At 67.7% G+C, this 25929-nt stretch carries 23 protein-coding genes; 16 read left to right on the forward strand and 7 right to left on the reverse strand.

Annotated elements, in window-relative coordinates:
* Positions 1–100: 100 nt before the first annotated feature.
* The 6 genes from OH735_RS04905 to OH735_RS04930 form a co-directional block, all read right to left on the reverse strand.
* Positions 101–6265: an RHS repeat-associated core domain-containing protein gene (locus tag OH735_RS04905; RefSeq protein WP_406386411.1), complete on the reverse strand. Its 6165-nt coding sequence runs from the start codon at positions 6263–6265 to the stop codon at positions 101–103.
* A gap of 344 nt (positions 6266–6609) precedes the next feature.
* A complete protein-coding gene (locus OH735_RS04910; protein ID WP_406379764.1) occupies positions 6610–6825 on the reverse strand; it encodes a hypothetical protein in 216 nt (71 codons plus the stop codon).
* A gap of 149 nt (positions 6826–6974) precedes the next feature.
* A complete protein-coding gene (locus OH735_RS04915) occupies positions 6975–7397 on the reverse strand; it encodes a hypothetical protein (protein ID WP_406379766.1) in 423 nt (140 codons plus the stop codon).
* Complete coding sequence (locus tag OH735_RS04920; protein ID WP_406379768.1) at positions 7394–8224, reverse strand: IS5 family transposase; 831 nt, start codon at positions 8222–8224, stop codon at positions 7394–7396. The genes OH735_RS04915 and OH735_RS04920 overlap by 4 nt, the downstream gene beginning before the upstream one ends.
* Positions 8217–8879 carry a GNAT family N-acetyltransferase gene (locus OH735_RS04925; RefSeq protein WP_406379770.1) on the reverse strand — a complete coding sequence of 221 codons (663 nt, stop codon included), beginning with the start codon at positions 8877–8879 and terminating at the stop codon, positions 8217–8219. Before OH735_RS04925 ends, OH735_RS04920 begins: the two co-directional genes overlap by 8 nt.
* Entirely contained in the window at positions 8876–10147 is a 1272-nt protein-coding gene (locus OH735_RS04930) for a Tat pathway signal protein (RefSeq protein ID WP_406379772.1), read from the reverse strand. Before OH735_RS04930 ends, OH735_RS04925 begins: the two co-directional genes overlap by 4 nt.
* A gap of 252 nt (positions 10148–10399) precedes the next feature.
* Here OH735_RS04930 and OH735_RS04935 point away from each other — a divergent pair, with 252 nt between their 5' ends.
* The 10 genes from OH735_RS04935 (at position 10400) to OH735_RS04980 (ending at position 16065) form a co-directional block, all read left to right on the forward strand.
* Entirely contained in the window at positions 10400–10828 is a 429-nt protein-coding gene (locus tag OH735_RS04935; RefSeq protein WP_406379774.1) for an ATP-binding protein, read from the forward strand.
* Positions 10825–11274: a DUF6415 family natural product biosynthesis protein gene (locus OH735_RS04940; RefSeq protein ID WP_406379776.1), complete on the forward strand. Its 450-nt coding sequence runs from the start codon at positions 10825–10827 to the stop codon at positions 11272–11274. The genes OH735_RS04935 and OH735_RS04940 overlap by 4 nt, the downstream gene beginning before the upstream one ends.
* 329 nt (positions 11275–11603) lie before the next feature.
* Positions 11604–11804, forward strand: a complete 201-nt coding sequence (locus OH735_RS04945; RefSeq protein WP_406379778.1) for a DUF5999 family protein — start codon at positions 11604–11606, stop codon at positions 11802–11804.
* On the forward strand, positions 11801–12214 hold the full coding sequence (locus OH735_RS04950; protein WP_406379780.1) for a hypothetical protein: 414 nt from the start codon (positions 11801–11803) through the stop codon (positions 12212–12214). Before OH735_RS04945 ends, OH735_RS04950 begins: the two co-directional genes overlap by 4 nt.
* 33 nt (positions 12215–12247) lie before the next feature.
* Positions 12248–12457, forward strand: coding sequence for a hypothetical protein (locus OH735_RS04955; protein WP_406379782.1), 210 nt, complete (start codon positions 12248–12250; stop codon positions 12455–12457).
* Between the two features lie 114 nt (positions 12458–12571).
* Positions 12572–13708, forward strand: a complete 1137-nt coding sequence (locus tag OH735_RS04960) for a radical SAM protein (protein WP_406379784.1) — start codon at positions 12572–12574, stop codon at positions 13706–13708.
* Positions 13705–14340 (forward strand): dTMP kinase, encoded by a 636-nt coding sequence (locus OH735_RS04965; protein WP_406379786.1) that lies wholly within the window; start codon positions 13705–13707, stop codon positions 14338–14340. Before OH735_RS04960 ends, OH735_RS04965 begins: the two co-directional genes overlap by 4 nt.
* Positions 14333–14818 (forward strand): hypothetical protein, encoded by a 486-nt coding sequence (locus tag OH735_RS04970; RefSeq protein ID WP_406379787.1) that lies wholly within the window; start codon positions 14333–14335, stop codon positions 14816–14818. The genes OH735_RS04965 and OH735_RS04970 overlap by 8 nt, the downstream gene beginning before the upstream one ends.
* Complete coding sequence (locus OH735_RS04975; protein ID WP_406379789.1) at positions 14818–15618, forward strand: STM4013/SEN3800 family hydrolase; 801 nt, start codon at positions 14818–14820, stop codon at positions 15616–15618. Before OH735_RS04970 ends, OH735_RS04975 begins: the two co-directional genes overlap by 1 nt.
* A gap of 27 nt (positions 15619–15645) precedes the next feature.
* A complete protein-coding gene (locus tag OH735_RS04980; RefSeq protein ID WP_406386413.1) occupies positions 15646–16065 on the forward strand; it encodes an NUDIX hydrolase in 420 nt (139 codons plus the stop codon).
* 1360 nt (positions 16066–17425) lie between these two features.
* Here the strand turns inward: OH735_RS04980 and OH735_RS04985 are convergent.
* A complete protein-coding gene (locus OH735_RS04985; RefSeq protein ID WP_406379791.1) occupies positions 17426–17902 on the reverse strand; it encodes an NUDIX hydrolase in 477 nt (158 codons plus the stop codon).
* A gap of 199 nt (positions 17903–18101) precedes the next feature.
* Here OH735_RS04985 and cas3 point away from each other — a divergent pair, with 199 nt between their 5' ends.
* The 6 genes from cas3 to cas6e all read left to right on the forward strand — a co-directional run bounded on the left by cas3 (position 18102) and on the right by cas6e (position 25882).
* Positions 18102–20927, forward strand: coding sequence for a CRISPR-associated helicase Cas3' (cas3, locus tag OH735_RS04990; protein WP_406379793.1), 2826 nt, complete (start codon positions 18102–18104; stop codon positions 20925–20927).
* Positions 20928–21048: 121 nt separating this feature from the next.
* Entirely contained in the window at positions 21049–22659 is a 1611-nt protein-coding gene (gene casA, locus OH735_RS04995; protein ID WP_406379795.1) for a type I-E CRISPR-associated protein Cse1/CasA, read from the forward strand.
* 46 nt (positions 22660–22705) lie between these two features.
* Entirely contained in the window at positions 22706–23344 is a 639-nt protein-coding gene (gene casB / locus OH735_RS05000) for a type I-E CRISPR-associated protein Cse2/CasB (RefSeq protein WP_406379797.1), read from the forward strand.
* The gene (cas7e, locus tag OH735_RS05005) at positions 23344–24471 is read left to right on the forward strand and encodes a type I-E CRISPR-associated protein Cas7/Cse4/CasC (RefSeq protein ID WP_406379799.1); all 1128 of its coding nucleotides are present in this window, start codon (positions 23344–23346) and stop codon (positions 24469–24471) included. Before casB ends, cas7e begins: the two co-directional genes overlap by 1 nt.
* On the forward strand, positions 24468–25235 hold the full coding sequence (gene cas5e / locus OH735_RS05010; RefSeq protein ID WP_406379801.1) for a type I-E CRISPR-associated protein Cas5/CasD: 768 nt from the start codon (positions 24468–24470) through the stop codon (positions 25233–25235). Before cas7e ends, cas5e begins: the two co-directional genes overlap by 4 nt.
* Entirely contained in the window at positions 25232–25882 is a 651-nt protein-coding gene (cas6e, locus tag OH735_RS05015) for a type I-E CRISPR-associated protein Cas6/Cse3/CasE (protein ID WP_406379803.1), read from the forward strand. The genes cas5e and cas6e overlap by 4 nt, the downstream gene beginning before the upstream one ends.
* The last annotated feature ends 47 nt before the right edge of the window (positions 25883–25929 follow it).

The following is a 25929-nucleotide window of genomic DNA, read 5'->3' on the forward strand; positions in this document are numbered from 1 at the left end:
ACCTCCGGGCTGCGTACGGCCCCCTGCGGACCGTACGGAAAAGACGGAGGTGGCGCGCCCCTGTGGGACGCGCCACCCATTCAACACCAGGCCAGCCAGGTCACTTGGCCATGCAGTTGTCCGTCATGCTCGCGACGTATCCGTTCCAGCCGAAGACCGCGACCGCACCGCCCGACCAAATGCGGGTGCCGGGCTTCACCTGGATGTTGTAGTGGACCGCCCACTGGAGCTTCAGCGGGGTGTACCAGCTCTTCTTGCTCTGGAGCTTGACCATCTTGTTGCTCCGTCCCGGCTTGACGCCCCAGGTCTCGGCCTGGGTGGCGTTCTTCGCCAGGTAGCGGTTGGCGAAGCCCGTCACCTGCACATTGATGTAGTAACCCATGTACCGGTAGCCGTTCTTCGCGATGCCGCCACCACGCCGACTGGTGACGATGCGCATGCCGTAGCCGTTCCGGATGCGACGGGTGCCACAGTTCGGGTACAGGCCGTTGGTGTCCGTGGAGTTGCACGGGTCGGCGTTGGAGTAGTCGTAGGCGTTGGCGGAACCGCCGTACACCGGGTCGGTCTGCATGAACCGGCCACGGGACGGGTCGTAGAGGCGGACGCCCATGAGCATGAGGCCGCTGGGCGTGTCGGCGGGGCGCTGCTGTGAGCCCAGCCAGCCGTATCGTGCCTGCGGCTGGCCCGAGCGCGCGTTGCCGTACTCGTCGTTGTCGAGTGCTACCGGCGCCTTGCCGGCGTCGAGCGGCAGCTGCAGCGCGATGTCACCGTGGATGTTGGTGAGCTGCAGCACCGTGTTGCCGGTCTTGTCGGTGGTCGCTCCGAGCGTACCGGTGACGGTCTCGACGTTGCGGGTCACCGCGCCGGTTGCCGTGTCCTCCACGACCCAGCGCGGGTTGTCGCTGTCGCTGTCGTAGTGGTTCAGCTTGGACTCCGTCTGGGTCCAGCTGCTGCCGCTGCCGATCTCGGCCTTCCAGGAGCGGAAGCGGAGGTCGGAGTCCAGCTGCCAGGTCTGTCGCTTGCCGTTCGCGGTCTGCTGGTGTGCGAGGTCGTTGGCGTAGTAGCCGATCGTGCCGTGGTCGGGCGAGGTCGAGGTGCGGCCGAAGGCGTCGTACGTCCAGCCCGCGTCGCTGGCGCGGTCGGCGGAGTCGTAGGTGTGGGTCCTGGTGGTTCCTCCGGTGGTGGGGCAGTCGGCGCCGGGCGTACCGGTCGCGGTTGTCAGGGAGGTGCGGTTGCTGCGCTGGTCGAAACCGTAGGAGCGGGTGGTGCAGACGGTGTCCGCGGTGTCCTTGACGGTGCTGAGGCGACCGACCTTGTCGTAGGTGTACTTCTGGTCGGACCAGGCCGCCTGGGCGGTCACCTGGCCGTGCACGGACTCGCTGGTCTGGTCGGAGAACACGACCATGCCGTCGCTGTCGCGCGTGTAGGTCCGCGCGATCGCGGAACCTGCTGTGTCCCTGGTCTGAGCGAGCGAGTAGCCGCCCGGCACCTTCTCGCTCACCACGCCGCCGTCGGCGTCGTAGGCCGCGGTGAAGTCGCCGGCCACGGAGTCGCTGGTCTTCGTCGGCAGACCGCGCGGCTCGGCCGCGTGGTCGTAGGAGAAGGTCACGGTGGACGGGACGGAGTCGGTGGCCTTGATCGGACGGTCCAGGGCATCGAATTGCACCTGGGTCTGGCCGCCGTCGGCGTCCGTGTAGGAGATCAGACGGATCAGCTTGTCGTAGACCCGGGTGATCGTCCCGCCAGTGGAGGAAACGGACTTGACCGCCTCGCCGTTGGCCGGGTCGTACTCGATGGTGACCTGGGGAACAGCCGCCCCCACGCCACCGGTGATCGAGACCTGGGCGGGGCGGCCCGCCGCGTCGTGCGTGGTCGTGGTGGTACGGGTGACGCCGTTGGCGGTGTCCACCGTCTTCGCCGCGTTGCCCCACCAGTCGTACTCGGTGGTGCTCGTCACGAGCTGCGCCGGGTTGGAACCGCCACCGGTGACCGCGCCTGCCGGGCCGGTGGAGCAGGCCTTGCCCGCCCATTCAGGGCGGCCCTGGCAGGCGCCGACGCCCGTCGCGGACCAATAGGTGGTCACCCGGGTGGCCGCGTCGGTGCCGTTGGAGCCGGGCATCAGCTGCTTGACGACCCGGCCTTGGGCGTCGTGGACCGTCTCGGTCGTGAGCGCCTCGCCACCGGGGTCCTGGATGGTCTTGACCGAGACGCCCTTGGCCCAGTCAAAGACGGTCTGCGTCTGGCGGGTCTCGCCGTGTACGGTCGGGTGATCACGGACCTGGGCACCGGTGCTGGTCTTGGTGACCTGGTCCTTGATCGTCGCGGTCCCGTCGGTGGGACGGCCCGCGTCGAACTCGTTGACCGTCCAGGGCCGGGCGGTCACGGAGGTACCCGCGGGAACCAGCACCGTGGTGTCCGACTTGAGGTCGGCGGTCAGCTCGACTCGGCGCAGTGGTCCGAACTCCTCCAGCTTGCGTGTGCCGGCGGCGTTGTAGACCGACCGGGACGAGAGCAGCTCGGCGCGCTCCGCACTGGTGAGTTGGGCGATGCCGAGGCCGGCCTGGATGTCCCGGTCCGCAGCCGTGAGGCCGAGGGCGAGGGAGCGGTTGGCCGCGGTCAGCCCGCGCACGGTGTTGCCGAAGCGGTCGTTCTCCGAGGCGGAGATGTGGCCGCCCGGAGCGGCCGTGTTGACCAGGTCGCCGGAAGCGGCCAGGTAGTGGATGCCGGCCCGCCGGTAGTCGGCCGCGGTCAGCTGGTTGCCGATGTGTCCGGCAGGCACGGAGTCGGCGGGGAAGACGGCGGTGGCGTCGGTGGGGGCCTGGGTCTGTCCCCATGCCTTCACGTCGGCGGCGCCCATCTTGTGCGGAGCGGCGGAGCCGGTCAGCGGCACCTCGTAGACGATGCTCGTCACGGCCTGGCCCTCGACGGTGTCGACGGTGCCGGGCTTCAGCGCGGCGCGGGACGCCTTGAAGAGCATGCCCTCACTCGCTGTGGGAGAGGTTCCCGCTTTGCCATAGGTGAGGGTCCAGGGCAGTTGTCCGGGAGCGGTGTAGGTCGTGACCCGGCCCGCGGCGTCGTACCCGTAGCTCGTCTTGAGCGCGGGCGAGATCTGCGTCTGCCAGGTCTCCCGCAGTCGGCCCTGGTCGTCGTACGCGTACGACTGGACCGTCTTGGCCGTCGCGGAGGCGGCACCCGGCGCGGTCGCCCACAGTCGGATCTCCTTGACCTGACCGGTGTAGTCACCGAGGGCCGAGCCCGTCGCCGTGGTGGAGGTCGCGTACACGAACTCCAGGACGCGGCAGCCCTTGGTGGCTGGCGTCGTTGCGCACGTGGCCGCGGTCACGGCCGAGTCCTGCGCGATCAAACGGTGCGGACGGGCCAGCTTCTTGCCGTCCACGGTCACCGTCTCCGAGACCATGGTGACCGTCGAGTCGTCCTTGCCGTCGAGCATGGTCGACGAGACGTTCCAGACGGTGGACGCGGCGTCGAGCTTGCTGAACTCGGTGACCGAGCCGTCGGTGTCGGTCAGCGTGAAGCTGCCCGTGACGGTGCCCTTCAGGGTCAGCTTGGGGGACCCCGGCTCGGCGATCCAGGCGGTCTTCGCCGCGTTCGCCGTGAAGTGGACGGAGTCGCCAGCACCCGTCACGACGGCCACCGCCGTGTCGGAGATCCTGCGGACGTGCGTGTAGTCGGATTCGGTCGTTTCCGCGTTCATCCCCGCGGACCACTGCTTGCCGAAGACCGGCACCTGTCCGTCTTGCTCCGCCCCCAGATCGGGGGTCAGCGAGGAGGCGGTGCGGCTGACCGACATCCCGAAGTGGGAAGCCTCGGACTCGGACAGCGTGTACTCACCGGTCAGCAGGTTCAACGCGCCCGGCCCGACACGGCCGGGCGCGGCGCCCTGGGCGTTGCGGTCGACGACGACGGTGAGCGGCTGGGTGTTGCCCGTGGCGGAGTTCGGTCCGGTGAACTCGGCCTGGATCTGGACGGTGCCGTCGGGATTCACGGTGTCGGCGGCGTTCCAGACAAGGTCGGCGTTGCGCCCGTTCTGCAGGGCCACCGGCCAGGTGGTGAGCGGCGTTCCGCCGGAAGTGACGTTCCCGGCCGGGATCCGCGCCCACGGGTCGGCCTCGGAACGGCGCCAGGAGAAGGAGACCTTGTCGTACTTTCCGCCGTCCGCCTCCGCGACCAGCGGAAGACGTCGAGCGGCGCGCACACCCTCGGCGGGCTGCACGAAGCCGCCCGGGCCGGCGTGGAAGGCGTACTCGATGGCCTCGGACTTGTTGTCCGCCTTGTCGACCTGCCTCACCTGAAGGGTGTGGGTGCCGTTCTTCGGCGGAGTGAGGCTGATCGCCTTGGCAGCGGTGGAGCCGTCGGTGGCGACCTTGGTCCACGTCAGACCGTCCAGCGACCACTCGACCCAGTTGTGGTCGGTGCCGTTGGGGGTGACGGCGAAGGTCCCGGCCTGGCCGGCGCCCTTGACCCACGCATTCGACGGGTAGTCGGTGGAGGCGATGCCCGCGGGGGCGGAAGGGGCGGCGGTGTCGACCGTGAAGGTCTTCCACGCCGACCAGCCGAGGTTGTAATGCGTGCCGTCGTAAGGGGAGCTGCGGAACTTGTACGTCTTGCCATTGGTCAGCACCCCGGCCGGGACGGTGACCGAGGCGGCCTGGCCGGAAGGCACGAACGAGGAGCGCAGGACGTCACCGACCTGGGTGTCGGTGGCCGAGTCGAAGATCTGGTAAGCGCCCTGGCTCTTGTCGCCGTTGGGGTCGACGAACGTGTCACGCAGGGTGGGGCGCACCGTGTTGACCACGTAGGCGCCGCCGTAGGAGAAGTACGGCGGGCCCGCCTCCTGCTTGGTGCCCGTGCGCGGCCGGTAGTTGTAGGTGACCGTCAGTTTCGGCACGTTGGTGGCGGCGTTGGCGGAGTTGACCCGCTTCCACTGGCTCGTGAGGCTCTCGTCGGTGGCGCGCAGGCCCATGTGGGACTTGGCGGCCTTGGCGGAGGCCCACTCCTGCACCATGGTGGTGACGTTGGCGTTGATCCAGCCTTCCGGCTGGGCGGTGCACGAGGCGTTACCCCGGGTCTCCGAGGAGGTGGCCTTCTTCGCGGTCCACGACGGTTGGGCCGTCCAGCGCGACGAGGTCGTCGCGGCCCCGGTGGACCACACCTCCCACGGCTGGGTGGGGCAGGAGGTGCCGGTGTAGTTGCCGGAGTGGAAGTTCCACAGGGACAGCTTCGCGTCCATTACCAGCGCGTCGGAGATCGGGGCGGTGTTCCAGGAGATGAACGACCGGGCAGTGCGCGGGGTGCCATCGGCGTTCTTCGTCCCCGGATTGCCCAGGTCGAGTTCGGTGTCGGTCGACCAGTCGCGGGTCTCGCCCTGCTGGACGTAGGTGTCGAAGACATTGGAGAGCGCCGACGTGGAGGGGTCGACGATGACCGGGTACTTGGTGGCGGGGTCGGCGAGGAAATCCGGGTCGGGGGTGACCACCAGGTCTATGGTCGAGCCCGTGGTGACGACCTTCATCGCTACCGGCACCCGGCGGGTGTGCTCGCCGGAGGCGGGGTCGATGGTGGCGTCCCACATCACCGGCGCCGGCATGACTGCCTGCGTCTTGTTCTTCTTGTCGGTGAACGCCACGCTGCCGTCGGCCTGCTGCTTGGCCTTCAGCCCCTTGGCCTTCAGCGGCAGCGTGTAGGTGTAGTCGTCGATGGCAGGCTTCTGCTTGATCTCGACGAACTGCTCGAAACCGGTACGGGTCGCCTCGACCACCACGTCCGCGCCGGGCACGGCATTGACGTACTCGGCGCGAGTGCCCTCCAGCTTCGGAGAGGGCAGGCCACCCTTCCACTGCAACGTGATCTGCTCATCGCCCTCGCCAAGGGTCACCAGGTCGGTGGCCTTGGCGGCTTGCGCGGCCCTCAGGGATGCTTCAGGCTTACCCGTCTTGCCGGAAAGCCGCAGACCATGAGGATGGGCCTTCGGCTCGACTCCACCATCAGAGACGCTGACGAGGTCCAGGTCGACGTCACGCCAGTCTCCGTTGGCCTCATCCTTGAAGCGAACCGGACCAGCCGTCAACTCGGTGGTGAGAGACCCGTCCTTGTTGGCCCAGGTCGTGGAGGTTTCCTCGCGCTCCGAAAGCGCCTCCACCCGCTTGCCCGACAACTGCGCGGCAACACGCGCTGACGGAATGTCCGCCGCCTGCGTGACGGTCGGCTTCTCCGGTGTGGCCGGCGCCTGGAGCGGTGCGGCCATCACGTCGGCGCCGTCCAAGAGCGTGACAGACAGGGCCAGGGCCAGGCTCCCCGCTATGTAGCCGGAAACCCTCCCACGCCAAGGCCGTCTGCGCCCCGATGGCGCAGACATGCGAATCGTCATGATTCCTCGATCTCTACATACACATGTGCATCACCTGTGTGATGCACATGTGAACGTATCGAGGAAGAAATGGCCTGCAACTGAGGCAAGAGCAGGCAAGATCGACTTCCCGGTTCCCGAAAGGGGGAGTGATCTGCGTCTCCTTCGGGATCGGTTTACTGAAAGAGTCCCAGCGGATCGTCTACATACTGCAAGTCTGGAACCTTGCCTCTTGGCTTCGGCTATCGCGTGGGGAAGAGGTGAATCGTTCCGACCTGCCCGGCGCAGTCCAGGATCCGCAGCGCGGGTGGCTGATCCCGGTGGACGACCTGCTCGCTGCCGGTCTGCGGCTGCACGCACCGGCCCCTCCGGACGCCCCGGCCGCGCAGGCCGGGGGCGTCGAGGACGGCCAGGAGCATGAGGACGTCGCCGAGTTGGAGCGCGTGCAGGGTGAGCACGCGCTGGCGGATGAGCGGAACGGGCGGAAGCTGGCGGAGGCGGAGGCGTCGCAGCTGAAGGCGCGGCTGTCAGAGTGCGGTACGCGATGTCATGCCCTTTCGGGCTTGGGGCTGGGTGAGGGGCCCTGGTCGGTGGGGTGGGCTGGCGGTCAGGTGCGGGGCTGAGTGAACAGGCCGGGTTCGGGTTCGGTGAGGATGCCCCGTGCGACCAGGCGTTTCAGCTTGCACCGGATGCCTTCGGTGTTCTTCGGGAGGATCGGCAGGTCGAGGGCCTCGCACAGATCGCGGGCTCGCATCGGACGGCCGGCGTCGGTGAGGGCGGTGAGTATCTGCTGGTAGGCCGGGTGGTCCGGCACGTCGGGGCGGGGCGTCTCATCGGCGGGTGCCGGAGCGGGGATGGCGAGGAGGGTCTTGCGGGTAATGCGCAGGTTCTCGCTCTCCGCGTCGAGTTCGCTGAGGCGTGCGGTGAGTTCCTCGACGCGGGAGCGGAGCTGTCCGGCCTGCTCACCGAGTTCGCGCTCACGGGCCTCGATATATTCCAGGACGGCGCTGATCTGCGGGTTCTCGGTCACGCTGTCCTCCAGGCGGGGACGGTGGCGCCGGTGAGCCGGCGGGCCATGACAGAGGTCATCGCCCAGAAGACACGGGAACGGGAACTGGCGAGACGGTGCTCGTAGTCACGGACCAGCCGCCGGTAGAACATCAAGATCCCGTTCGTCTGCTCCACCACCCACCGCTTGGCCTGCGGGACAAATCCCTTGTCGGCCGGGTTGCGTTCGACGATCTCGACGTCGATGCCGTGCCGTTCGCCGTGCTCAACGACGCTCTTCTTGAAACCCTGGTCGACCAGAGCCTTACACACCGTGTCGGCCTGCCCGGCCACGCCGTCCAGCAGCGCGATACCGGCGGCGTTATCGTGCGCGGAAGCCGGCAGCACGACGGCCTCGACGACCAGCCCCAAAACGTCCACGGCCAGGCACCTCTTGCGGCCCGGCACCCTCTTCGCGGCATCCCGGCCGGTCGTGGTGGCCGGCACACCGACGGCTGCATGAATACTCTGCGTGTCCAGAACGACGAGGCTCGGGTCGGCTAATCGCCGCTTCTTCTCCCGTAGTTGCCATCGGAGAAGATCGTGGATGGTCTGGTCGGTACCGTCGTCGCGCCATTTGTAGAAGTAGTACTTCACCGCACCGGCGGGCGGCAGATCGTGGGGCAACAGATCCCACTGACAGCCGGTGCGGTTCTGGTACAGAATCGCGTTCACGATCTCCCGCATCGCGTATCTGCCCTGGTGACCACTGACCGACGGGTGCCCGGCCTTCCAAGCACTGATCACGGGCTCGACCAACACCCACTGCTCGTCGGAGACATCACTCGAGTACGGCTTGCGATCACCCATCCCGCCACCCAAGCGAATCCCGAACGCTTGACCGGCCATGATGCCCCAACATCACCCCATCGAGCGACGACAAGCCAGGCATAAGGTCACGTACCGCACTCTCAGCCGGAGCGACCGAGCGCAGCATGACCGAGAACACGGGCGAGTCGGCAAACGGCTGCTGGTCGCCCAACTTGCGGTAGCCCCACGCCTCATAGACAGCTTGGACGGCGCCGTCCCCATTGAGGGGGTTGACGAGCAGCGTCACGCGCTCCTCAGTGCGGTGAGTCAGCCACGCCTCATGCAGTTGCCACGCGACGCTCCGACCCCGCCACGCCTTGCGCACCACGATTTCGTTCAGCGCGACGGTGCGCTTCCCGTTTTCGGCCATCAAGGCGGCAGGCAGGGGCGTGAGCATGCTGCCCCACCACTTGGTGTCCGGCGCCAGGGCCGTGCCGAAGCAGAATCCGACGACGTTGCCCTCTTCGTACCCCAGCACTGCCGTCCAGCTGGGCCGGGATGCGTACGCGGACAGCCGCTCGTCGAAGCGGTCCACGTCGTAGAAGGGGCCTGTGAGCCCGAAGTCACGTTGGCGCACTTCCACGTGAGTATCAAGGATGTGCTGCCGGATGTTGGGCAGGCCCTCGGCGGTGTAGTGCACTACGTCGACCGTCACCGGTGTTCTTCTCCTTCGGCGTGGCGGTCGGCCCACTCGACCGCGATGCGGGATTTGGGGGCTGTGCGGGTCAGCCCCTGGCCAAACTGTTCCAGAAGATTGCCTGTTCTCCCAGTCATCCGTTTGCCCGGTGCAGGCAGGTGGGGAAGCACTGTCGCGTAGGCCTGTTCAAGCTCGCCCTGGGCCAGCTGGCTGAGAGCGAGATTCAACCCGTAGTAGGTGCGGTTTCGGCGGTACTCCGGACGTAGCCGCGCCAGAGTGCGGTGTAGGTGAGCTTCGCTCTCTGCGTGTTTCCCCAGCCGACCGAAAACCAGGGCGGACAGGCCATCCAGTTCCGCTCGGTCGAAGAACGCCATCCAGGGAGCACGTTCCTCTTCCCGGTCTGCTCGCGCGTAGGCCTTCTCGGCAACCTCCAAACTGCGCAGGGCCGGCGTGGGGTCACCGAGTGCGGATTGAATGCCCGCCAAGCGAGCGCTGGCGAGAGATCGGAAGAGGGGGTCCTGCCGACAGATGTGCTGCCTGGTCCCGGCCGCGGCCGCGGCCAAGGCGTCGGGCAGGTGACGTTGTTGGTAGGACAGAAGCGCGGCGTGGCCCCACAAGCGCATCTGCATCTCGCTGCTCCCAGCCATACCTGCCAGCTTCATCGCCTGATTCAGATGGCCGCTCGCACGCTGGGCTTCCCGCGAGTCGACAGCCGCCCAGAGGGCGGTGCCGGTGAACGCGGCAGCAAGGTAGTACAGCCGCTGACGTACGCGGGTGGATGCGTAGCCGACGGCTTGCAGATCGAGTGCGTGCTGAGCATGGGTCAGAGCACGAGTCTCAAGCTTCACGCTTATGCCCGACTCGTTGTCAGCCTGTACGAGGTCCACGAAGTTGCGCTCAAGGCGGTCGGCGTCGGTCATGCCCACCCGTCGGGAGCCGTTCGACGGTGCGGCTGGCAGCAGGGCGGCCGCTGCCAGGGAAGCGGCAGCAGTGGTGGTAAAGGTACGTCGCCGCAAAGGGTCCTCCGAAGGTGCTCGTGTTCGCCCGGCAGGAGGGATGAAGCCCAGTTCCTCCGCGGTGGCTCCGAATTCTTCTTCGAGTACGACCCGCTGTCTTGCCTGCGGCCACCGGGTCTTTCCGGTTACCCAGTTCCGGACATGGCGGTCAGTCAGCTTGCCAACCTGCCCGGTCAGGTCTTCGATCCGCTGGTTCAGACGGTTCGCTAACTCGTCTTGTTTCAGCCCAGCACGTTCAATCCGTGCCGCTAAGTGCGGATTCCCCGTCATGCATCAACGGTAGAGCTCCATAGGGGTCCAGCGAAGGCGCAAGGTAAAAATTTCCGGTCGGTCGCACTGAGCCGGAAGCCGTAATTACCTGTCAGCGCTGTGTAGCGGCGCGGTTACCTCTTCTCGGAACCTCGCCGCATCGTCTGCGGCCGGGGCCTCTTCCTCGTCAACTCCATGGCCAATGCGTGGGGTGTCAGTCCTGACGGCACAACGACCTGGTGCTCCCTCTCCCTGACCGAAGGACCCACCACTATGGAACCCGCCACGGCGCAGTTCGTCTCGCGCGAGACGCGTCTGTTACTCCCAGCCGACCCCAGCGCGCTGAAAGTTGCCCGCATCGACGGGCGGACGATACTCACGACGCTGAGATGGCACGGTAATCAGCACGCCGCGATCGACGTGCTGTACGTCCTGGTGAACAACACCCTCAAGCACGCTCTCTCGCCCGGGGAGACGCGGCAGGGCCCCGAAGTCTGGTTGCGTGTCACCAAGGCCCACGACCACCTCATCGACGTCACGGACCTGGACCCGGAGTTCCCCAACTTCGACCAAGCGGTTGCCGGAGAGCTGGGACACGGCCTGTGGGGCGCCAAGCACCTCGGCGCCGCCATCACCTGGTTCCCCGCTGACGGCGGGAAAACAGTACGCGCCACCATGCGGCCAGGGCGGGTACCGGCATGACGATCTCCCTCACCGCTCCGGGCCTGGAGAAGCGTGTTGCCTCTCCTACGCCCAACGTCCCCAAGTGGACACCTCCGCTCGACCCGGACGGCTTGAGGCAGGTCCTGAAGCGGATCACTGCCTGGTCTCCGCTCGACGTCGAGGCCATCTACGACGACCTGGACACGACGATTGGAAACCAGCCGCCGTCCAAGGCCGCGATCCCGGCGCTTGTCGAACGCCTGCGTAGCCATCTGACAAGGCTCAGCACAATCGCGGTAGCCGACCCCAAGTTCCCACCCACCGATGAAATGGCGCAGCTCATCGAGCGAGGACGCTCCATACAGGATGCGCGCCTGCCAGCCGACCATAAGCAGGCCGTCGGGATGGCTCGGCGCCTGGCCTTCGTGACCTCCGACCTCGTCGAGAAACTGATCGAGGCTCGGTACATCAAGGACGTCGCGTGATCCCTCGAACCGGTCGTCTCCACGTAGCTGTGTTGTCGCTCCGTGGAGACGACCTTCCATCGGGGGCCTCCGGTTCCGCCTCGATCGCCCCGCCCTGCGCCGGCGGGCGCCGATCGGCGGACAGCACGGAGGACCGGCTCACACTCCCCCGCCGATCACGGGTGTGAGCCCCGGCCGCCCTGCTTGTGGATGAAGTAGGGCGGCCGACCTGTCCAACAGTTCCTCCCCAAAAAACTCCCTCTCCGGCGATCCAACTCCGCTCCCCCGCGGTTCGCAGGTTCAGCCGGAGAAGGTCCCACCGCAGCACGCCCGAGAGGAATGCGACGCACATGTGCCAGCACAAGACTCCCTGCCCCGCCGCGGGCGCGTCGGATCGCGAGGCGGCCAGAACCGTGGCACGAGACGACGCTTTGGGCTGGGCCCTGCTTTGCAACGGCGTTCTGCTCTTCGACGACACCGGTGAAATGCTGCCCAACGGCCAGATCATTCCCCCGCACCGCCCCACCGCGCTGACAGGAGCAGCCGCATGAGCACGGTGAGCCGCCTGATCCCGTACATCACAGCCCGCGAAGGCGAGGAACCCGAATCGATCCTGGCCCTGCGCGCTACTTTCGACGGCGCCGGCCGGTCAGCCCTGGGCTACTGGGACGAGAGTCGAGAAGACCGCGATCCGCGGGGTGTGCTGTGGGGCCGGTGCTCGCAGTTGATCGGTCTGGACGGGTTGCCGTCCGGGCGGCCGCAGTGGCGGCTGATCCACCCCGCCAGGCAGCGCGAGACGATGACACGGCTGCACTGTCAGATCTGCGCAAGCCCTACCAGAACACCGGAGGGATACCCGTTCCTGGCGCATGCCACCAAGGACGTTCCGCAGCCTGGGGACATCCTCCGCACCGCACAGCCCCCAGTTTGCCTGGCGCACGTGCGCGTCGCAGTTGAGTAGTGTCCACGCCTCCAGAAGGGCTACACCGCCCTGATGGTGCGCAGCGCCCCTCTTTACGGGGTCATCGGAACGCCGTACGAGTGGACCGCCCAGGGGGTCAAGGCGCTGGCCGGTGACGACGTGCCCGTGCCGTACCGAGACCCGGGCCTGAAGTGGTTCCTGGCCTCGCAACTCGTTCGCACCTTGAGGGACTTCACGGTCTTCGACCCCGACGACCTCACGACGCTCGACTTGATTGCCTGAACGTCCCGGAGGGCCCATGTTCCGACGCGTGTGCCAAGTAGCCGTCTTCCCGACCGCCATCGTCCTGATCATCGCCGCCGCCGGGTGGTGACGCACGCCGCTTCACGGCGCAGGATGCCCGCCGCTCCCGGCAACTTCCTCCCGATCAGGCTCCCTGAAAGGCCCCCTTGCTTCCTGGGGAGGCTCGCGCAGACCCGTTTCGACTCCTTGGAGGCCACCTTGAAACCCATTCCTCTTCCCCTCACTCCCTCTGGTGGGGCGTATGACGTCACCGCCTTACACAATTTCGCGGCGCTCCGCGGGCAGCTCCGTGTGTCCTTCACTCCGCAGTGCAACGCGCTGTGTTGGTTCTGCCACAACGAGGGCGATGTGCCGCCGCCCGAAACGCACCGAGACCGCAGCCACAAGCCGCGGGAGCGGCGGTTCGATTCTGGCGCGTTCCTGCGTACCATCACCAGCCTCATGGAGGCAGGGCTCAAGCGGGTGTACTTCACCGGCGGGGAGCCGCTCGTGTCCCGCTGGGCGCGTCCGGTCCTGAAGCAACTCCCCCCGAGCACGCCGGACTCCACGTACACGCTCATCACCAACGGCCTTTTGGTCCGCCGGAATCAGGAGTGGCTCGCGCAGACGCCGCTCGACAAGATCAAAGTGAGCCTGCACTACTTTTCCGACGAGTCGCTGATGGAGATCGCCCGCGTCCCGCAGGGCATCGGAGCGATCCTCGACGGCATCGAGGCCGCCCGGGAAGTGGTCCCCCGTGTCGAGTTGAACACGCTTCTGCAGCGCCAGAACGAACACGAGATCGAGGCCATCCTCGACTACGCCCTGGAACGACGCCTGCCTGTCCAACTCATCGAACTCGTCGATACCGACTACAACCAGTCCGGTTCCTCAGCAGCGGTATCAGCCGAGGGCGCGATCCGCTACCTGCGCAACCTCACCAGCGACGAACACACCGAGATCGCCGGGGTGGGGCAAGGACGCCGCGTGTTCCGTGTCGACGGCGTCGAGATCGACGTCATCCACCGCGACCTCGGCAGGCACCACGTCGGCCAGTGCGGCACCTGCCCCGTGCGACCCAAGTGCGTTGAAGGGTTCTGGGCCCTGCGTATCGACCACGCCGGCGGACTCCAGCCGTGCCTACTGCGCGATGACCTGCGCATGGATCTGAGCAGGCACCTCGACGAACCTCACGCCCTGACCGCAGCCGTCGCCCGCCACATCGCAGCCTTCACGGAGGGAACCCTGTGAGCCTGCCTGTCACATACGAGCCGCGTATCTACGACGGTTCCGAGGAGCCGTTCATCGTCCTCGAAGGGGTGTCCGGCATCGGGAAATCAACCATTGCCCGGCTGCTGACCCACCGGCTTCGTGCGACAAGTCTGCACACGCTGCCGAAGCCGCACAACGACTGGTCCAAGCCCGTCAACAATCGCCTCGCGTCTCTGCCGCAGATCGCGTTCTACCTGTCCGGCCTGATGCACGCCTCCGACTGTGTGCGCAGCTCTCGCGTGGCCAGCCCTGTCATAGCCGACCGCTACCAGGCCTCGGTGATCGCCTGCCACGCCGCCGTACGCGGCATCCCGATCGACCACGTACGGCAAATCGCAGAGCCGTTCCTGTCCTACCTGGTACAGCCGACCGTCACGTTCTACCTGCGCTGTTCGGAGGAGACCCTCCGGGCCCGCATGAACACCAAGGGCGACCTCAAGCAGGACGACACCGAGCTGTTCAGCGTCCCCGGCCGCCTCAGGCAGCTCCTGTTCAACTTCGAGACCGTCGCGGCCGACGACCCGAGCGCCGTGTGGGTCGACACCGAGGGCAAGACACCCGACCAGCTCGTCCACGAGATCACGCAAACCCTGGAGCGCACCCGTGCTTAACCCGATCGACACCGCGGCCGTCCTGCGGGACGGCCGCGCCACCGGCATCCACCCCGTGCAGATCCACGAAGGCGTCGCCTGGTGGCTCGGCGCGTGTCTGGTCGTCACTCAGAAAGCCCCCCGAGTCGCGGTTGCCCACGACGGCGACCCCGTCAGCACCGAGTACGCCGCCATGTTCGCCCGCGGCGCCACCAACGCACAGCACTACCGGTGTCACGTGACTGTTGTCGTCGCCCCGGTGACCGAGTCCGAGCTCCTCGACATCGCCCGCGGCCTGGGTCAGGCACCCAGCGCGTACATCACCAACCGCTCGGGAGAGGTCTCCATGGCCTTGTTCGACGCTGAGGGTAAACCCCTCACCGAAGAATCCGGGATAGCGGCAATCCGGAAGCTGATCGACGAGGACCACGTCCCGCTTCCCGTCAACGACGCCGCCCGCGGCGTCATCATCGAGTACCGGAAGGAAGATGCGCACTGATGCAGACGATCGACGCGGCTCAAGTCATCCGCTCCGGACAGCCCATTCTGTTCGTGACCCTCGACTCTCTGCGCTACGACGTCGCTGCCACCGCGATGGCCGGCGGCGACACCCCGCACCTCGCCCGGCTCCTGCCGGGACAGACGTGGGAGCGACGATGGACCCCCGGCACGTTCACGCTCCCCGCGCATACGGCGTTCTTCTCCGGTTTCCTGCCCAAGCTGCCGCAGCCCCACCAGCCGCCGCGGCTGTGGGAATGTCGGCCACCCGCCTTCAAAGACGTCGACCCGCAGACCTTCGTGTTCGATGCGCCCAACCTGTTGCAGGGACTCACCTCCCACGGCTACCGCACAGTGTGCGTGGGCGGCGTCACCTACTTCTCGCGGGAGACACCGCTCGGCAGCGTACTGCCCGACCTGTTCGACGAGGACCACTGGCGCCCCAAATTCTGCTCCCCCGAGCCTGACTCCACCCGCCACCAGATCGACCAGGCCCTCACACTCGCCGACCAATACTCCGGGCGCCCGCTGTACCTCTTCGTCAACGTGAGCGCGACGCATGTCCCCCACGGCCACTACATCGGCCAGAGCGCGGACACCGCCGATTCCCAACAGGCGGCGCTCGCCTATGCCGACGAGCACCTGGGCCGCCTGATAGACCAACTCACCGCCACAGGGCCGTGGCTGATCATCATGTGCGCCGACCATGGCGATGCATACGGCGACGACGGATTCCACGGCCGCGGCATCGCGCACCCAAGCGTGACGACCGTGCCGTACGCCGCCTGGTATCACACCTGACCGCTACGCTCACCAGGCATGAGTGAAATGCCTGACGCCTCCGTGGTTGTAGCCCGCGACAACAAGGGCCTGGTCGCCCTCCTGAGCGCCGATTTCCCCAACCACGGAGGCGAGTACCTCTTTCTCCCCGGCGGCCGCTTCGAGCCCGGGGAGACCCCGCTCGAGTGCGCAGCCCGCGAGCTGCGCGAGGAAGCCGGAGTGACCGCGGGTCAGTGGCGCTCACTCGGCACGTACGCCATCACCCTCGGCTCTCCGGCGCGGGTACACCTCTTCGAGGCCCAGGGACTGACCCTCGGTCCGCAGGAACTCACGGAGACTGAACAGGACTTCAAGCTCGAATGGTGGCCGATGAACGATGCCCTCAGTGCTGCGCACGAGGGGAGTTTCCTGCTTCCCGCCGGGCCGCTGGCTCTCCTCCTGGCGCACCACCGGCCTGCGCCCAGGTAGAGCATGCCTGGAAGAAGTTCGTCCGGTACCCCAACGGGCCGCCACCCAGGTAGCCCGCGCGGCGCTCGGCCGGATACCCGCTACTGGCCTCCGGGGCCGAAGTAGCAGAGCGTCAAGAGTTCCCCGACGGGCACGCCGTCGCCGGGAATGGTCACGGTTCGGCTCGTGTGACTTCCGTCCGGGCACGCCGCACCGCCCTTGATCACATAGGAGCCGGTGAGGTCGGGCGTGATCCGACGGACGTCTGCCTCGGTGAGTGACTGCGTTGTCGCTGCCGCCTCTCCGGGAGGACCCGCTGGCCCGACCAGCCCGACGGGCCCGCTGGTACCCTCGGGCCCGCGCGGCCCCTCGGACGGCATAAGGAAGAATGCAGCCCCCACGGCGAGAGCCGAACCTACAACGCCGCCAAGGGTCGCGGCTATCACGGTGGTGCGTACCGGTCTGTCGGTCATGCCGAAAATGGTAGAGCGGCCTCTCGCAGTTGAGATGCCCGCCCTCGCTCCCCCGTCCGCGCCGGAGCGGACGCCGACGGCGGACCTCCACGACCGCCCAGCACGGACACTCCCGGACACCCTGTCCGGGCACGTCTACGGACACCGTGTCCGAATTCACCGTCCGACATCCCCCAGCACCTCGCCCCACCTGCGCGGACACTGTCCGGACACCCTGTCCGCGACAGTGTCCGGACACGACAGCGCCCCGTCCTGGGACCACCAGGATGGGGCACTGTTCGGTTCGAGTAGCAGTGCACGAACGAGAACGACGCTACCCCCGGGGTCGGACGGCGCTCCCCGCAGGGAACGACCCGAACAGCTGCGGCGTGGGCGGCCTGGTGGCCAGCAGCCAGCCGAGCTCCCGGAACGCGGCAACCGCCGGCGTCCGGGCCCTCGCCTACCTGACAACGGTCCGCGCGAACGAACTCAAAAAGGGGGATCAAAACCCGGTGAACAGCACCTCGTCCCGCTGAGCCTGCCTGAAATCCGTCGCCTGACCGCGCACTTCGCAGCACGTCTCCTTCCCCCAGTCGCCCAGGTCCTGCACTGGTCCCACTGGCGACGTCAAGCACAACACCGAGCACGCACCAGTCACTACAAACGACGAGGTCACAGCCCATAAAGTGAAGCAACGTCACGCCAAGCGCGGTTGCAGTACTAGGCCGGACACCGGCGCCGCCTGGGCTCGGCGGGCGGGCGGGCGCCCGGCTTCGACCGCGAGAAGTGCAAGGCCAGGCACAAAGTCGAGAACCGGATCGGCTTGCTGAAACAGGCCCGCGGCGTCGCGACCCGCGGCGACAAGCTCGCCGTCCGCTACGAGGCCACCGTCCAACTCACCCTCATACGGCAATCGCTGTGACCGCACCTCATACACAATCCCGATCACACCACGGGCCGTCCGGCACCAGGGCGCCGAGCACGGTCAGCAACTGCGGCGGCTCAACCGGGTCCGGCAGTGAGTCCAGATCCGACCATGCCATCCAGGCATGCGTGTCCAGGTTGGCCTGCTCGTCGGGGAGCAGACCGGTCCGCACCAGGGATGGTTGCTCGTCGGCAAACTGAGCGACGAAGAAATGCTCCGTCCCGATGTACCGCTTGCCGTTCCACTGAGCATCACGGTCGACGAGCACCGACCGGTCAAGGACGGCAGCCGGGTCGAGTCCGGTTTCCTCGACCAGTTCGCGTCGTGCCGCCACAAGCGGCGTCTCGCCAGGCTCGATGCCACCACCGGGCGGCTCCCAGAGCCATGTCCCGTCGAACGGATCCCGCCAGTGCAGAAGAAGCAGACGGTGGGCAGCGTCCAGGCAGATGACCCGGGCGGCGGGCCGGTGCGTTGTTTCCACCGTATTGACGCTTTGCGGTACTCGAAATGTCGATCAAGGCCCCCTGACGTTGGCCACCTGCATCTGCGTCGTGGGAGGTTCCTGCCTGACAACCGCTGGATTCGGCACCCCCGAGCCCTGCGGCCCCTCCGGTTGTCGGTGCCACGTGCTTGCATCTTGGATGCCGACGGACGTTCCGTGTCGGCGGGGGAGGAGAATCATGGGACTGCCGGAACTGGATGAGTCGGCGTGGGGGAAGTCGCGGGGGCTGGACGAGAGTTGTCCGCCATACCCTCTGGTGCGACATCTGCTGGACGCGGCGGCCATGGCAGCGTATCTGTGGGATGCGTACCTGTCGGAGAATCAGCGACGGGCCATCGCCGACGGCCTTAAATGCTCGCCGGAGCAGGCCCGCGGGGCTGTGGCGCTGTGTGCCGGTCTGCACGACATCGGGAAGATCTCCGGGTTCCAGTTCTGCTCACGGCACGGGAAAGACCACCTCAGCGATACATTCCTCACGGACACCGGGAAGATTGGCGCCGAGCGGGTCGGCCACGATGTCGCGGGCATGCGTGCTGCCTCAGCTGTTCTTGAGGCCCTCGGATTCCAGGACACCGGTGAGGCGGCCGCGGTACGGCGCATCGCGGAGATCGTCGGCGGGCATCACGGACGCTTCCACCGCAACGACTACCGCCGCAACGCCCACTCCGCGGTGCAGGACCTGCTGGGCGGCCGGACATGGGCGGTTCAGCGGGAGGTGCACGCGAGGGCGGTCCATCGCGTGCTGGGTGAGCCGAAGGCGCCGGATGCGTTCTGTGCGTCTACAGCCGTCTTGGTGACGGGTGTGGTGATCCTCGCGGACTGGCTCGTCAGCCAGGCTCCCTACATCAAGAGCCGCCAGCAGGCGTTGGACGGCTCATTGGAGGATCACTTCGCTCGCTCTGTGGCCGATGCTCCGGGTCTGCTGCATGATGCGGGTCTGGAGCCGGTGGAGTTGGAGTACCAGGGCTTTTCGCAGTCATACGGCATCGATGGGAAGCCGAATCCCTTGCAGCGGTCGGTGATGGAGGAGCTCGCCTCGGCCGCGCAGGTAGGTCGCAAGGGCGGGATCATGCTGGTTACTGCCGCACCTGGCGATGGCAAGAGCGAGACGGCGCTGGAGGCGGTGCGGGTCCTCTCGCGGGTTTTCCATACGCGGGGCTTCGCCTTCTTGTTGCCGACGATGGCCACGAGTGACCAGATGTATGGCCGGGTGGCGGGTGCACTGCTTCGGCAGGCAGGGCATCGGGCCGGGTTGACGCTGACGCACAGCATGGCGTGGCTGAACAGCGCGTACGCGGATGAGGATCTCGGTGGCGGGGTGGATGTTCTGGTCTGCGATGGGGACGAGGGGCGGTCCTCGAAGCGGTCGGAGGCAGATCTGCGGCCGCGGCAGTGGCTGCGGGGTATGAAGCGTGCGCTGCTGGCCCAGTTCGCGGTCGGCACGGTGGACCAGGCGTTGATGTCGGTGCTACCGGTAAGACACAACGCGCTGCGGCTGCTGGCGTTGTCGGGCAAGGCGTTCATCGTCGACGAGGCGCATGCCTACGACCCGTACATGCAGGTGCTCCTGGGACGGCTGCTGAACTGGCTCGGGTCCTTCGGGGTGCCGGTTGTGCTGCTGTCGGCGACGCTTCCGGCGTCGGTCAGCAACCGACTGATCACCGAGTACCTGCGAGGAGCCGGCAGGAAGGTTTCCGAGCTGAAGAAGCGGGAGTTCCCGGCGCCCTATCCAGGCTGGCTGTACGTGGACGCCGAGAGCGGCATGTGCACCACCATGTCCAGCGAACGGCAGCGCGAGCAGGCGGCTGTGCGGAGCATGGACCTGCACGTCCAGGTCGAGCCCGTCGTGCACAGCGCGAACACCGGGGCACGGGACCGGCAGGCCGTCATCCAGCGGCTCCTCGCCCCGGTAGCTGGGAGCGAGGGAGGCTGCGCCCTGGTGGTGTGCAATACCGTTCCCGAGGCTCAGAAGACCTACCGCCGCCTGCAGGAGCACTACGCGTCGCTGACCAGCGAGGAGCTGCTGCTTGTGCACGCCCGCTTCCCGGGCGACGAACGAGAGAAGCGGACAGCTCAGGTCACGCAGGGGATGGGCCGCGGCGGGCCGCGTCCTTCGAGGCGGATCGTCGTTGCGACGCAGGTGGTGGAGCAGTCCCTGGACCTGGATGCGGACATCGTCATCAGCGACCTGGCTCCGCTGGCGCTGCTGCTGCAGAGGGCGGGCCGGTGCTGGCGGCACGAGAACTGGTGGTCCCGCAGCGGCTACCCCGGCGGACGTGGCCGGCCCGGCTGGGCCGATGCACCGCGGCTGGTCGTGCTCGACCCGTTGGCGGACAGTGGGAAAGTGCCCGCGCAGTGGGGCGAGGTTTACGACGAGCACTTGCTGATGGAGACGTCTGAGGTGATGGCCGAGCTCGCCGGGAAACAGGTGGCGATCCCCGGCGATGTGCAGAGGCTGGTCGAGCGGGTGCACGGTGACCGGGCCGACCGGTTCGACTGGGACAACCCGGCCAAGTCCGCCGCGTGGAGTGCCTACCGGGGCGGGGAGATGGCCGCGCGAAGCATGGCGGACGTCGTGGTCGTGCCGCGTGCTCGGAGTCTGTGGGAACTGCACCAGATGCACCACTTGGAAGGCACTGAGGACGAGTGGGAAGCGGCTACCCGCCTGGGCGTGGACTCGGTGCGCCTGTTGTGCGTTCACCAGCAGCCGGACGGACGGATCACGCTGGATGCTGCTGGCGTGGTGGAGGTACCCGCTGTGGACGCTGAGCCGACGGCGGACGATGTACGAAGCGTGATGCGCCGCACGATCCCGGTCCGCGCCGACTGGTTCGCCCAAGTCGAGGCTGACGCACACCGCCCGCCGGCCTCCTGGTCTAAGCACCCGATGCTGGGCGAACTTCGAATCCTGACCCAGCCCGTAGTGGACGGGCTGGCACAAGCGGTCCCGGTGGGGTCGAAGAGCCTTCGTTTGGACCCGGAGTTGGGGCTCGTGAGGGAGTGAAAGGCCCGTATTCCGAGGGATTCTGAACGGAGGAGTTTCTGAACCGGACCCCGGCTGTCAGTGGTGGTTGGTTGAATGTCGGGTGTCATGCCGGATGCGTTCCGGTTCGGGGGTAACTGTCGTGCCTGAACGGCGCTTTCGTGATTGGGGGAGTTTGATGGGTGGGGGGTTTGACCTGCGGGATAAGCCGTGGGTGCCGGTGCGGTTGGCATCGGGGGAGTCTGTCCGGATCGGTTTCCGGGCGTTGTTCAAGCGGGCGCACGAGATCGAGGATCTCGAGCTGCCGGTCGCGCCGGCGGCTTCCGGCCTGATGCGGATCCTTGCGGCGATGACGACGCGGATCGCGCACCACGATGGTGTGCAGCTGCACGACGAGGACACCGCGGAAGACATCGCAGAGTGGTACGCCCTGCGGCGGACCGTACTGGCCGGTGGCCGGTTCGATCCGGACGCGGTCGACGCGTACTTCGACGAGCAGGTCCCCGCGGGCCGGTTCGGCCTGTTCGACGAGAAGCGACCGTTTCTGCAGGATCCGCGGCTGCTCGCGGACTGTGTGGACGGCCAGGGGCAGCCGAACACGTCTGGCGTGAACAAGCTGGTGATGGGGCGTCCCACGGGCGTGAACGGTGCTGTGCTGTTCGGGCACTTCACGGACGGTGACCCGGTTCCGGTGCCGGCAGCGGAGGCGGCCTGGCATCTGATCGCCCAGTTGTACTTCGGTCCGTCGGGGCAGTGCACGCCGCGGCGGATCACGCAGACGCGGGCGGGCAGCGGGGATGCGGGGCCGCTGCGGAAGTCGATTTCGTACCTTCCGTGGGCGCCGGATCTGTTCACGACGCTGGTGCTGGCGGTACCAGCCCCAGGTGAGGGCGATGAGGCGGATGCCTGTCCGTGGGAGGAGGAACTGCCCAACCCGTTGGGAGACTGGCCCTCGCCGTCGTGGCCGTGCCGTCTGCTGACGGGCCGGTTGCGTCACGCCGCCCTGCTGGTGCCGTCTGCGGACCGCACCGAGGTGGCCGACGCCTACATCACGTGGTCGACCCACGAGCCTGCTCACGAGGCGCGGGATCCGTTCCTGATCCTGGATCGGCGTCGGGACAGTGGCCTGCAGGCGAGGGAGGCGGACAGTTCGCGGGCGCTGTGGCGGGACGTGGACGCGCTGCTGTTGATGGACAGTGCCCAGGACTCGCTGCGCCCGACTGCTCTTGAGGGCCTTCCGGACGGGGTGCGTGGCCGGTTGCGGGTGCGGGCCTACGGGTTCGATCAAGACGGTCAGCAAAAGGACAACGGCTGGTTCCAGGCGACCACCCCACCGGTCCTGCAATGGCAGCAGGAGACGGACCCGGAGATGGCGGCGCATGTGGAGCGATGCCACCGGGCCGCGGAGGACGCTGGGGAGCGTCTGGATTTCGCGGCGAAGGTTGCGTGGAAGCTCGCCACGGACGTGAACGCTGACGCCTCCGGCAAGGTGAAGATTGATCGGCGCAAGCCGGGGCCGTGGGCCTCCGCTGCGGCGGCCCACTACTGGCCGGCGGCTGAGAGGGAATTCTGGCAGCTTGCCACCCCCAGCCGGTCGGGAGCCCGGCCGCAGCCGCTGTTCGTGAACACTGCCCTCGCCGCCCTGGATGCGGCGATCGGAACGGGCAACCGGGCGGACATCCGCGTGGCCCGTGCCCGCAACCGGGCCCGCTCGATCATCCGCAGCCTCCTCCAACCGCCCCAGGCTGCCTGACCCTCCCACGCCCTTACCTTCCAGTGGCCCTACCCGGAGATGTCCTATGCCTGCTTCCGTATCCGCGTCGACCCAACCGCCGAAAGGAAAGTCCGAGCGGGCCTCGGACGCCTTCGTCACCCACGTCCTGGACCTGTGCCGGGTCAAAAAAACTCAGTCCGACCTGCGCACCGGTCTGGGCCTGCCCGTCGACCGCTGCAACTACCTGCACCGCTACCTCGTCCCGCGGCTACCGGAGCGGATGCACACCGACTCCCGCCGCGCCCACTATGCGGTGGCCGCACTGATCGCCGCCCGCCCCCGCGCCGCCCGCGAAGCCGCCGCACACGCTGCCGACAACGGGCAGCCCCGACCGGACTGGTACCAGCGCGCGAATCTCGGCGCCGCACTGGCCGAGGCAGTGAACAAGCAGGTCATCAAGCCGGACTCCGCCGAAGGCGACCTGCACCTGATGGCCCGCCAGAGCAGCGAGGCCATCCACCCCCGGCTGCCGGCACTGACCCGGCACCTGCTCACCGGGGGCGTCGCGGTGGACTGGGCGGTGCTGCTGGAAGACCTCGCCTGGTGGAACCGCGACCGCAACCGGGTCGCCACCCGCTGGCTGGAGGCCTACTTCCGTACCGCAGGCGCCAAGGACGACGACCCCGCCGCAACCCCTTCCATTTCCACTGAGGAGAACAACTGATGTCCCTGTACGTCGACCTCTCAGCCCTGCAGTCCGTTCCCGCCACCAACCTGAACCGGGACGACCTCGGGTCGCCCAAGCAGGTGCAGTACGGCAGCGCGCCTCGTATCCGCGTCTCGAGCCAGTCATGGAAGCGGGTCATCCGCCAGGGGGTCGAGCGGGACCTCGGTGAGCGGGCCGCCCGCACCCGCCTGGTTCCCGTCAAGCTCCGCCAGGCCCTGATGAAGGCGGGCTGGCCCGAGGAGCTGGCAGCGTTCGCCGGGGCCCAGGTGGCAGCGAGTGCGGGTAAGAAGGGCATCGGCACGGAGAGCGCCGGCCACACCTCGGTGCTGCTGTTCCTGCCCGAGACCGCCATCGGCGAGCTTGCCGCCGTGTGCGAGGAGCATCGCGGCGACCTGGAGACGGGGCAGAGCAAGAAGAAGCCCGGGCAGCTGCTGCCGCTGGCCAGGATCGAGGAGATCCTCAAACGGCGCACCGCCTCGATCAGTCTGCTGGGCCGCATGCTGGCCGAGCTGCCGGACGCGAACGTCGACGGCGCCGCCCAGGTCGCGCACGCCTTCACCACGCACGCCTCCGAACCGCAGCGTGACTACTTCACCGCAGTCGACGACTGGCTGGGTGAAGCCGAGACCGGCAGCGGCCACCTGGACACCGCCGAGTTCAGCTCCGGTGTCTTCTACCGGTACGCCACCGTCAACGTCGCCGACCTGGTGAAGAACCTGGAGGGCGACCGGAAGGCGGCCCGCACCGTTCTTGCGTCCTTCGCCGAACACTTCCTGATGTCGCTGCCCCAGGCGAAGAAGAACAGCACCGCCCCGCACACCCTCCCCGACCTCGCCTACCTGGCCGTGCGTGAACAGCGCCCGCTCTCCCTCGCGGCCGCGTTCGAAGCCCCGGTCACCGCCGACGCAACCGGGGGATACGCCAGGCCGTCGCGGGCGGCCCTGGCAGGGTACGCGGGGAACATCAACCGGCTCACCGGCGACCGCCACCGCCCCTTCCACGGCCACGCCACCATCGCCCCCGACGAGCAGATGCCCGGGCTGGGCACCGCCCACGACTCCTTCGACGCCCTGATCGAGGCAGCCGTGGAGGCAGCCCTGCCCGAGACGGGGGAGCAGCAGTGAGCGGACTGCTGCTGCGCCTGGCCGGCCCGCTGCAGTCCTGGGGTGAACGCTCAGCGTTCACCCCCGTGCGGGACAGCGCACCGTTCCCGACCCGGTCCGCGCTGACCGGAATGTTCGCCGCAGCCGAAGGCCTCGGGCGCGGCGAACAGGGCATCGAGCGGTACGACAGCCTCCACTTCACTGTGCGCGTGGACCGGCCCGGGGTGCGGCTGGTCGACTACCACACCGTCGGCGGCGGCTTCCCCAAAGCTCAGACCGCGGCCACCAGCGGCGGCAGCAACAAGGGCGCCGCTGTGATCACCCGGCGCCACTACCTGGCCGACGCCGTGTTCACCATCGCCGTCACCGGCCCCGACACCGACACCCAGCGCATCGCCCAGGCCCTGCACCGGCCGCACTGGGCGCCCTACCTCGGGCGCCGCTCGTGCGTCCCCGATGAGCCGTTCCTGCTACGCGCCCACGTCCCCGACCCCCTGAGCGAACTACGCCACCATGTGCCGCTCAGCCGCGAACCCGAGCGGCCCGAGCCGGACACTGTGCCCGTCACGTTCCTGTATGAGCAGCCCCCGGCCGATGTGCCGGAAGACAAGGTCGACGTCCTGGCCGTAAACGACCATCCCGTCAGCTTCGCCCAGCACCAGCGCAGCCACCGCACCCGGCGCGTGTACCGGGCCGAGCACCACCTTGCGCACTCCCTGACCAGCCCACGCCCACAACTGATGGACCGACTGATCGCCTACTGCCTGGAGGAGAACGCCGCATGAGCCCCACTGCGGTGATCGCCCGCATCCGTCTCAACCCCCACAGCCGAGCCGTCCAGCGCGACCTGCGCGACGCCACCCAGATGCACCGCACCGTAATGCGGCTCGCCCCCGACAACCTCGGCAACTCACCCCGCCACACGGCTGGCCTGCTCTACCGCATCGACGAATCCAGTACTGCGAGCATCCTCCTCGTCCAGGCCCAGCACATCGATGCGCACCGGCTCCCCGCCGACTACGGCCACGCCGAGATCAAAGACCTCGCTCCCATGTTCGCCGCCCTGCGTAAAGGCCTGGCCGTCAACTACCGGATCGTCGTCAACCCCGTTAAACGAGAACGCCTCCCACTGGAACAGAAAAACCAGCGTGGCCGCGTCATCCCGCTGTCCGGGTCCGAAGCCGACCAGTGGTGGATACGGCGCGCCACCTCCGCCGGACTCCAGCCCCACGTCCTCACACCCACCAACCTTGCCCCCGCCCAGCCCCGCGGCGTCGACGCTCCGCAGATGCGGCACAGCCTCATCCGCTACGACGGCACCGCCACCGTCACCGACCCCGACGCCCTCACCGAAGCCGTCCTCACCGGCATCGGCCGTGGAAAGGCCTACGGCGCCGGACTCCTCAGCCTCGCCCCCGCGAGAACCGGATGAGTGCACCGCGAAGGGGCGGCGATGCGCGTAAACGCCTCGCCGCCCCC

This window comes from Streptomyces sp. NBC_01618, from assembly GCF_045209435.1.
Taxonomy (GTDB): Bacteria; Actinomycetota; Actinomycetes; order Streptomycetales; family Streptomycetaceae; genus Streptomyces.